6 protein-coding genes and 1 pseudogene are annotated in these 9,455 nt (G+C 72.6%); 3 read left to right on the top strand and 4 right to left on the bottom strand.

From position 1 onward, the window contains the following. The coding region (locus ABT297_RS41815; RefSeq protein WP_350559345.1) for a transposase family protein at positions 1 to 531 on the bottom strand (531 nt) is incomplete at its 3' end. Between the two features lie 1,535 nt (positions 532 to 2,066). Then, on the bottom strand, positions 2,067 to 4,253 hold the full coding sequence (gene metE / locus ABT297_RS41810; RefSeq protein WP_350559342.1) for a 5-methyltetrahydropteroyltriglutamate--homocysteine S-methyltransferase: 2,187 nt from the start codon (positions 4,251 to 4,253) through the stop codon (positions 2,067 to 2,069). Positions 4,254 to 4,325: 72 nt separating this feature from the next. On the opposite strand from metE, the gene ABT297_RS41805 reads away from it, so the two are divergent. From ABT297_RS41805 to ABT297_RS41795, 3 genes are all read left to right on the top strand, one after another. Beyond that, entirely contained in the window at positions 4,326 to 5,168 is an 843-nt protein-coding gene (locus tag ABT297_RS41805; protein WP_350559339.1) for a LysR family transcriptional regulator, read from the top strand. A 76-nt stretch (positions 5,169 to 5,244) separates the two neighbouring features. Next, complete coding sequence (gene trmB / locus ABT297_RS41800) at positions 5,245 to 5,892, top strand: tRNA (guanosine(46)-N7)-methyltransferase TrmB (RefSeq protein WP_350559336.1); 648 nt, start codon at positions 5,245 to 5,247, stop codon at positions 5,890 to 5,892. Then, positions 5,889 to 8,396, top strand: coding sequence for a DEAD/DEAH box helicase (locus ABT297_RS41795; protein ID WP_350559333.1), 2,508 nt, complete (start codon positions 5,889 to 5,891; stop codon positions 8,394 to 8,396). Before trmB ends, ABT297_RS41795 begins: the two co-directional genes overlap by 4 nt. Positions 8,397 to 8,402: 6 nt before the next feature. Here ABT297_RS41795 and ABT297_RS41790 read toward each other — a convergent pair whose 3' ends face one another. Next, positions 8,403 to 9,239, bottom strand: a complete 837-nt coding sequence (locus tag ABT297_RS41790; RefSeq protein WP_350559330.1) for a class II fructose-bisphosphate aldolase — start codon at positions 9,237 to 9,239, stop codon at positions 8,403 to 8,405. Continuing rightward, a pseudogene (locus ABT297_RS41785) lies at positions 9,220 to 9,455 on the bottom strand (hypothetical protein); the annotation flags it as partial. The gene ABT297_RS41790 and the pseudogene ABT297_RS41785, both read right to left, overlap by 20 nt.

Here is a 9,455-nt window from a genome sequence, read left to right as displayed (position 1 = left end):
TGCGGCCCAGTACAGGGCGCCGGTGATGTCGAGGTGCTGGGCGCAGGTCAGGTCGTGGAAATGTCCGGGCATGGCGGTGGAGGTCCAGATCGGTAACCCGTCCGGACGCATGACAGCTTGGATGTTCGCGCCGAAGTCGCGGTGTTTGCCGGAGTACCAGGCGTCGATGGTGGCGCCCTTGACGCTGGTTGTTGTCTCGGCCAGTCGATCGGTGTCGAACAGTTTGCCGTCGAGGATGACGTGTGACCAGCCCTCGGCGGCGACGCGTCGCAGCGCGGTGTGCAGGTCCGGGGTCTGCACGGCGAGGACCGTGACGGCCTCGGCGACATAGCGGTAGGCGGTGGCGCGTGACACCCCGAAGCCGGCCCCGAGGGTGGTCTTGTCCTCGCCCTTGCGGAACCACACCAGAACCAGCAATGCCTGGTAGAAGCAGGTCAACCGGCGGGTACCACGGCGGGTTCCCCGCAACCGCCGTTCCGCACGGAGCAGGCCGGCGACATGCCGGACGAGTTCCCTGGGCACGTCAACCATGGCACGATAGGCAATCACGTGGAGCCCTCTCGGTAGACCGATTCCGTCGCAAGAACCTGTCTATCGATGGCTCCACGCCCATCTCCAGCATCGCCCGATTCGGGCGTTATATCCGTGTCGTCCGTGGAGACGACTCATTCCTTGCTGAGATCACGTCAGTGGAGTTGCCTATGTCGGCATGCTGATTTCAGCGGTATTCTTCGTGCCGACCGTTGCGTATTGGAATTCGGTCCCGTTGGCCGAGAACCTATGGCCGGCGTCGACTGGGACCGCTCTGATTTCCTCTTGCATCCTTCTCGGCCCAGTCGCTTCGGGGATCTGCACCGGTGGTCCATGGGGACAGCGGTTGCTTGTTCCCGGCTTTCGGAGCATTCGGCGGAAATGTCGACCGGCCGTGCGCGGCATTGTCGAAAGACGGTCGCGATGCACCGGTGGCCGTGTATTTCCGCCAATCATTCGATGCGTTGCCGGGCCGGCGGGCCGGCGCAGCTGTGGCGTGGATGCGCGACGACGCTTCGGGACAGGACGGGGCCGTCCGGCGCCGTCCGCCTGGCGGGGTGCGGGGTCGCAGTCGTTTGCCGCGGTGCCGCTCGCGGGACGTTGTTCCTGGTCAGGCGGCGCCGGCGGAGGCGGCGAGGGCGGCACCGGCCCCTGCGCCGATCCGTGCACCGATCCGTGCACCGAGCCGTCCCGCTGGTCGCTGACCACCGGCGGGGTGGCACCGCGGACGCGGCGGAGTTTCTCGGAGTGCCGTCTGGCCAGGCCCCATTCCCGATGCCGTGCATGCTCCCGGCGGAACTGCTCCTTCGCCGGAGAATAACGACGTGACCTGGTGCGGTCACGCATGGCAGCCAACTCCGCCCTTGAAAATAATCCCAGCTGCCCCATGCATACAATTATCCCAGAACCCGACCGAAACCACCGCCCCAAACGGCAGTCCATAATGCCAAATGGTGCACGCTCATGCCGACCGCGGGCTGAAGAAAACGGGGAAGCGTTCGCTCGTGTGTCGTTTTTCAGCGAGCATGAGCAATGCGACATGGCTCGAATCCGCACGCCGCCCGTCCGAGCGGAGCAACGTCACAGCGTTGTCCACGCGGGGCCCCGCCACGGCGGCGGAATTCTGCGGGACGCGATCAGAGCTCGCGACCCGCGATCGTTGCGGTGCGCCGGCGGGATCGCCGTCAGCGGAAGCGCCTTGCTCGTCGATCGGTCGGGAACGCGGGTGCCGCAGTGGCCGGAGAAGGGCCTTCTTCGCGGTGCGGCGCGGCCGTGCCGGCGACGCTCGAAAGTCCGCTTTCTCAGCGAGGGCTAACCCGCCGGGTCACAGCCTGAAAGGGAGCATGAAGGCGGCCCGCTCGTCCGGCGTCATCCGCGGTACGTCCGGCAGGCCCTCGAAGTAGGCCTCCCGCGGCGTGCCGGGGCGAAGTGCAGCAGCATCTCCGCCGGGCGCCGGAGTCGCCCGGCTCGGTGTCGATCCAGCGCCGGCCGTCGTAGATGCGCACCGAGGGACATGCCCTCACGATGAAATGCCCTCACGATACGGACTCGCGGACGGTCCGGGTGGCTTCCACGACGTTGGTCAGGGCGGCGCGGACCTCGTCGTACGTGCGGGTCTTCAGGCCGCAGTCCGGGTTCACCCACAGGCGCTCCGGCGGGATCGTCCTGAGCGCCGCCCGCAGCCGGGCCGCGATCTCCTCCCGGTCCGGGATACGCGGGGAGTGGATGTCGTACACCCCGGGGCCGATCCCGCGGCCGAACGCCCCGACCGCGAACCCGGAGCGCGCCGCCTCGATGCTCGTCACGTCCGCGTCGAGGGCGTCGATCGCCTCGAGCACCTCGCCAGCGTCGCTGTAGCACAGGTGGGTGTGGATCTGGGTGGCGTCCGCGGCGCCGGAGGTGGCCCGGCGGTACGCGGCGACCGCCCACGCCAGGTACTCCGCGCGCTCCTCCCGTCGCAGCGGCAGCAGCTCCCGCAGCGCCGGCTCGTCGACCTGGATGATGCGGATGCCGGCCGCCTCCAGGTCGGCGACCTCCTCCCGGATCGCGTCGGCGACCTGCAGGGTCACGTCGCGCAGCGGCCGGTCGGCGCGCACGAACGACCATGCCACGATCGTCACCGGGCCGGTGAGCATGCCCTTCACCGGGCGCCGCGTCAGCGACCGGGCATGGGCCGCCCAGCGGACCGTGATCGGCGCGGGGCGGCTGACGTCGCCGTACAGGATCGGCGGGCGGGTGCACCGCGAGCCGTACGACTGGACCCAACCGTTGCGGGTCACCGCGAAGCCGTCGAGGTGCTCGGCGAAGTACTGCACCATGTCGTTGCGCTCCGGCTCGCCGTGCACGAGCACGTCCAGGCCGAGCCGCTCCTGCTCACCGATCACCCGGGCGATCTCGGCCTCGATGCGCGCCTCGTACTCCGCCGGTGCCAGCCGGCCCGCGGCCGCCGCCGACCTGGCCGCGCGCAGCTCGCCGGTCTGCGGGAACGAGCCGATCGTGGTCACCGGCAGCGCGGGCAGCCCCAGGTCGCGCTGCGCCGCCGCGCGGGCCTCGTACGCGCCGCGCGACTCGGTCCGCACCGGCCCGGCGGCCCGCGGCGGCACGGGCAGGGGCCCGGGCTTCGGCCCGAGCCCGGCCAGCGCGACGACCTCGGCGACCTTCTCCTCGGCGAAGGCGAGGCGAGACGCCAGCTCCGAGGGCAGAGATGCCAGCTCCGAGGGCAGAGCGGGTGACAGATCCTGCTCGCCGCGCAGCGTGTACGGCACGTGCAGCAGCGAGCAGCTCGTGCCGACCGCGGTCGCGCCGGCCGCGGCGAGCAGGGCCCGCGCCGCGTCCGGGTCGGTGCGCCACACGTTGCGGCCGGACACGACCCCGCCGACGACCGTGCGGCCCTCGAACAGCTCCAGATGCCGCGGTACCCCGTGGGTCAGGTCGACCGCGACCCCGTCCACCGGCGCCACCGCGAGTGCCGGGAGCGCGTCGCCGGCGTCGCCGAAGTAGGAGGCGACCAGGAGCTTCGGGCGCCGCTCGAGGCCGGCGAGACGGCGGTACGCGTGCCGCACCGCGGGCGAGCCGCCGTCGGTGACGAGCACCGGCTCGTCCAGCTGCACCCAGGCGGCGTGCCCGGCCAGGGCGGACAGCAGCTCGCCGTACACGTGGAGGAGGTCGTCGAGGCGGTCCAGGGGCGTGAAGCCGGCCGGCGCACCGGGCGCCGCCTGCGCCAGCCGCAGCAGGGTCACCGGGCCGAGCAGCACCGGGCGGGTCGCGTAGCCGAGCTCGCGGGCCTCGTGCAGCTCGGCGAGCGGCTTGTCCGGCACGGCCCGCAGCGCGGTGCGCGGCCCGATCTCGGGGACGATGTAGTGGTAGTTGGTGTCGAACCACTTCGTCATCCGCAGCGGTGCGACGCCGTCCGCGCCGCGGGCCATCGCGAAGTACGGATCGGGCGCGTCGCGGTAGCGCTGCGGCACCGCGCCGGCCATGACGGCGGCGTCGAGGACGTGGTCGTAGAGCGAGAACGTGTTCGACGGCAGGGCTCCCGGCTCCCGCAGGCCCAGCTCGTGCAGGCGGCGCCAGGTCCCGGCGCGCAGCGACCGGCCGGTCTCCTCCAGCGCCGCCCGGTCGATCCGGCCCGCCCAGTAGTCCTCGAGGGCGTGTTTCAGCTCACGGTCCGGCCCGATGCGCGGGAAGCCGAGCACGGTGGAAGCGGGAAAGTCATGGGTCACGGGCGGATCGTGGCCGCTCGGCGCGGGAAATGGGCGATCGATAAGCGGCGCGAATGGCCGATACTGGTCGTCATGACGGCCCTGCGGGACATCGAGTGCTTCGCGCTGGTCGCGCGGCACCGGTCGTTCTCGCGAGCCGCCGCGGCACTCGGCCTGTCCCAGCCGGCCGTGAGCCAGGCGATCGCCCGCCTGGAGCGTGAGCTGGGTCTGCGCCTGTTCGCGCGCACCAGCCGCGAGGTCGCGCCGACCGACGCCGGCGCCGCGCTGCTGCCGCACGCGGAGGCGGTGCTGGAGCAGGCGGCCGGTTTCGCCGCGGAGGCCGCCCGGCTGGCGGTGCCCGCCCCGGACACGATCCGCCTCGCTTATGCGCCGCTCGCCGGAGGGTTCGCCGCCCGGGTCGCGCGCCGCCTCGCCGGCCGCAAGCCCGGCGTCGACCTGGAGCTGGCCCCGGCCGGCTGGCGGGCCGCGACCGACGAGCTGACCCGGGGCCGGGCCGCGGCGGCGCTGATGAGCGCGCCGTTCCCGCCCGGCTTCGCCACCGCCGCCCGGTTTCACGTGCCGCTGACCCATCTGGCGCTGCCGGCCGCCGACCGGCTCTCCACCGCGCCCGCGCTCACCCTCGACCGGGCCGGGCGGCTGCTGCTGCCCCGCGGCGTCCCGCTGCCCGACGGCGCGCCGCTGGCCCCGGAGCCGGTCGACGATCCGGCCGCCGCGCTGGACCTGGTCGCGGCCGGCCGGGGTGCCCTGCCGGTACCGCAGCTGCTCGTCGACACCGTCCGGCGGCCCGACGTCCGGTTCGTCCCCCTGGCCGGCCCGCCGCCCCGGCTGACGTTCGCGCTGGTCTGGTCCGCGGCGACGGCCGGCGAGGACGTGATGGCCCTGGTCCATGCGGCCCAGGAGGCGCTGCGCCGGTGACCGCGCCCGGGCCGTGTCCGGGCCCCGCGCCGGGGCCGGGCGGACGGCGCCCGTGGTCGGGTAAGGTTGGGTCCCCATGACCACCGTCGACCGTCCGCTCCGGATCGTCCGGACCTATCACCCGCGCCGCGGGCGGCTCAGCGGCAGGCATTTCGATGCCCTCGAGCGCCTCGCCGAGCGCTATGCGTTCGTGCCCGGCGAGCCCGTTGACGTGCTCGAGATCGGCTCCGGCATGGGGGAGGCCACCGCGCAGATGGCCGCGGCCGACCCGGGCCGGCGCTACCTGGCCGTGGAGGTGCACACTCCCGGCGTGGCCAACCTCCTCGCGCTGATCGAGCGGCAAGGCCTGACCAACCTGCGGGTCGCCGCGGTGGACGCGATCGAGCTGCTGCGCGAGGAGATCCCGATCGCGAGCCTCGCCGCCGTGCATGTGTTCTTCCCCGACCCGTGGCCCAAGTCGCGCCACCACAAGCGGCGGCTCATCGTGCCCGGGCGGGTGGCCCTGATGCGCGAACGGCTGCGCCCCGGCGGGCTGCTGCACTGCGCCACCGACGACGCCGGCTACGCGCAGGCGATGCTGGAGACCCTCGACGCCGACCCCGGGCTCGCCAACCGCTTCGACGGCTTCGCGCCCCGCCCGGACCACCGGCCCGTGACCAAGTTCGAGCTGCGCGCCGTGCGCGACGGGCGGCCGTCCTTCGACCTGATGTACGAGCGGACATGAAGAATCTGGCGGCAAGAGTTCCGCGTGACGGGGACGCCGACGCGGTCTTCGAGGCGTTCTCCGAGTGGGCGGGGGAGCAGGGGCTCAGCCTCTACCCGCACCAGGAGGAGTCGCTGATCGAGATCGTCTCCGGGGCGAATCTCATCCTCAACACCCCGACCGGCTCCGGCAAGAGCCTCGTCGCCGCCGGCGCGCACTTCGCGGCCCTGGCGAGCGACCGGACCACGTTCTACACCGCGCCGATCAAGGCGCTGGTGTCGGAGAAGTTCTTCGCGCTGGTGGAGATGTTCGGCGCGGAGAACGTCGGGATGCTCACCGGCGACGCCAGCGTCAACGCCGACGCGCCGATCATCTGCTGTACCGCGGAGATCCTGGCCAACATCGCCCTGCGCGACGGCACTCAGGCCGACGTCGGCATTGTCGTGATGGACGAGTTCCACTTCTACGCCGAACCGGACCGCGGGTGGGCCTGGCAGGTGCCGCTCATCGAGCTGCCGCAGGCCCAGTTCGTGCTCATGTCGGCCACGCTCGGCGACGTGACGCGCTTCGAGGAGGACCTGACCGGGCGCACCGGGCGCCCGACGGCGGTGGTGAAGAACGCCGAGCGGCCGGTGCCGCTCATGTTCACCTACTCGATGGACCCGCTGCACGAGACGATCGAGGAGCTGCTGGGCACCCGGCAGGCCCCCGTCTACATCGTGCACTTCACCCAGGCCGCGGCGCTGGAGCGGGCACAGGCGCTGATGAGCGTCAACGTGTCCACGCGCGCCGAGAAGGACATGATCGCCGAGGCCATCGGCAACTTCCGGTTCACCGCAGGCTTCGGCAAGACGCTGTCGCGGCTCGTGCGGCACGGGATCGGTGTGCATCACGCGGGGATGCTCCCGAAGTACCGCCGGCTGGTGGAGACCCTGGCCCAGGCCGGACTGCTCAAGGTGATCTGCGGCACCGACACCCTCGGCGTCGGCATCAACGTGCCGATCCGCACGGTGCTGTTCACGGCGCTGTCGAAGTACGACGGGCAGAAGACCCGCCTGCTGTACGCCCGGGAGTTCCACCAGATCGCCGGCCGGGCCGGGCGCGCCGGGTTCGACACCGTCGGCACGGTCGTGGTGCAGGCGCCCGAGCACGTCATCGACAACGAGCGGGCCCTCGCGAAGGCCGGCGATGACCCGAAGAAGCGGCGCAAGGTGGTGCGCAAGAAGCCGCCGGAGGGCTCGATCGGCTGGGGCCGGCCCACCTACGACCGCCTGGTGGAGGCCGAGCCCGAGCCGCTGAAATCCAGCTTCCAGGTGTCGCACGCGATGCTGCTCAACGTGATCAGCCGGCCCGGCGACGCGTTCGCGGCGATGCGGCACCTGCTCACCGAGAACCACGAGGACGCCCACTCGCAGCGCCGGCTGATCCGCCGCGCCATCGCCATCTACCGGGCGCTGCTGGCCGGCGGGGTGGTGGAGCAGCTGCCTGAGCCCGACGAGGAGGGCCGCCGGGTGCGGCTCACCGTCGACCTGCAGATGGACTTCGCGCTCAACCAGCCGCTGTCGCCGTTCGCGCTGGCCGCGATCGAGCTGCTCGACCGGGAGGCGCCCGCCTACGCCCTCGACGTGCTCTCCGTCATCGAGTCCACATTGGACGACCCGCGGCAGGTGCTCTCCGCGCAGCAGTTCAAGGCCCGCGGCGAGGCGGTCGCGGCGATGAAGGCCGAGGGCATCGAGTACGAGCAGCGGCTGGAGCTGCTCGAGTCGGTCACCCACCCGAAGCCGCTCGCCGACCTGCTCGACAACGCCTACCACCTGTACAAGCAGGGGCACCCCTGGGTCGCCGACTACGCGCTGTCGCCGAAGTCCGTGGTGCGCGACATGTACGAGCGGGCGATGACGTTCGTCGAGTACGTCGGGTTCTACGGGCTGTCGCGCTCCGAGGGGCTCGTGCTGCGGTACCTCGCCGACGCCTACAAGGCCATGCGCCAGACGGTGCCGGAGGACGCGCGCACCGAGGAGCTCGGCGACCTCATCGAGTGGCTCGGCGAGCTGGTCCGGCAGGTCGACTCCAGCCTCATCGACGAGTGGGAGCGGCTGCGCAACCCGGGAGAGGAGCAGCCCTCCGTGCGCGACGAGCGCCCGCCGGCGGTCACCCGCAACCTGCGGGCGTTCCGGGTCCTGGTGCGCAACGCGCTCTTCCGCCGGGTCGAGCTCGCCGCGCTGCACCGCTACGACGAGCTGGGCGAGCTCGACGGCGAGCACGGGTTCAACGCGGACGCGTGGCAGGACGCGATCGAGGCGTACTTCGACGAGTACGACTCCCTCGGCATCGGCCCCGACGCGCGCGGCCCGGCGCTGCTCGTCATCGAGCAGAAGCCGGACCGCTGGCACGTCCGCCAGATCTTCGACGACCCGGAGGGCGACCGCGACTGGGCGATCGTCGCCGAGGTCGACCTGGCCGAGTCCGACGCCCAGGGCGCCGCGGCGGTGCGCGTCCTCTCCGTGGGCCCCGCCTCCGGGTAGGGCTCGTCAGTCCGGCGCCAGCACGCGCAGCGCCTTCGTGACGGTCTCGGCCATGTCGTGCCGGGCGGTCCGCAGGTACTTGCGCGGGTCGACCAGGTCCGCGTCGTGCTCGATCGCGGCGCGGATGGCGCCGGTGAAGGCGATGTTCAGCGCCGTGCCGATGTTGATCTTCACCAGCCCGCCGCGGACCGCGGCGCGCAGCTCGTCGTCGGGGACGCCGGAAGAGCCGTGCAGCACCAGCGGCACGGCGACGGCCGCCCGGAGCCGGCCGATGAGCCCGTGGTCCAGGCCGGCGTCCCGGCTGGTCATGGCGTGGGACGAGCCGACCGCCACGGCGAGCGCGTCGACGCCGGTGGCCGCGACGTACGCCGTCGCCTCGCCCGGGTCGGTGCGCACGCCCGGCACGTGGGCGCCGTCCTTGCCGCCCACCTCGCCGAGCTCGCTCTCCACCCACAGCCCCTGCGCGTGCCCGCGGCGGGCGGCGGCGGCCGTGGCGGCGACGTTGGCCGCGTAGCCCAGCCGGGACGCGTCGTACATCGCCGAGCCGAACCCGTTGGCCGCGGCCTGGTCGAACAGCTCGTCGCTCTCCACGTGGTCCAGGTGTAGCGCCACGGGCACGCCGGCGAGCTCGGCGACCGAACGGGCGGCGGCCGCGATCGGGCCGAGCCGGCCGTGGTGGAAACGGACCGCGTTCTCGCTGATCTGCAGGATCACCGCGCAGCCGGCGGCCTCGGCGCCGGTCACGATCGCCTCCGCGTGCTCGACGGTGATCAGGTTGAACGCGCCGACGCCGGCCCCTCGGCGCTGCGCGGCCGCGACGATCTCACCGGTGGGGGTCAGCATGGTGGTGCTCCTCTGTCTGCGGTTCGGTCAGCGGTGCGGGGGTGACGGCGATGCGGGCGCGTAGGTCGCGGTAGTGGGCGGCGTCGACCGCGCCGGCGACCGGGGCGGCGACCGCGGCCGCGGAGAGTGCGACCGCGTCGGCCAGCAGCTCCGGCCAGGGGGTCCGATCCCGCAGACCGCGGGCCAGGGCGGCGACGCAGGCGTCGCCGGCACCGG

Source organism: Dactylosporangium sp. NPDC000555 (assembly GCF_040300025.1).
Classification (GTDB): Bacteria; Actinomycetota; Actinomycetes; order Mycobacteriales; family Micromonosporaceae; genus Dactylosporangium.
Note: the sequence above shows the minus strand (reverse complement) of the source record. Positions and strands in the feature narration are given on the sequence as shown.

Excerpts from the sequence above, each read along its gene's own strand:
- ABT297_RS41795 (WP_350559333.1), top strand. The coding sequence starts at position 5,889 with ATGAAGAATCTGGCGGCAAGAGTTCCGCGTGACGGGGACGCCGACGCG.
- ABT297_RS41805 (WP_350559339.1), top strand. The coding sequence starts at position 4,326 with ATGACGGCCCTGCGGGACATCGAGTGCTTCGCGCTGGTCGCGCGGCAC.
- trmB (WP_350559336.1), top strand. The coding sequence starts at position 5,245 with ATGACCACCGTCGACCGTCCGCTCCGGATCGTCCGGACCTATCACCCG.
- ABT297_RS41790 (WP_350559330.1), bottom strand. The coding sequence starts at position 9,239 with ATGCTGACCCCCACCGGTGAGATCGTCGCGGCCGCGCAGCGCCGAGGG.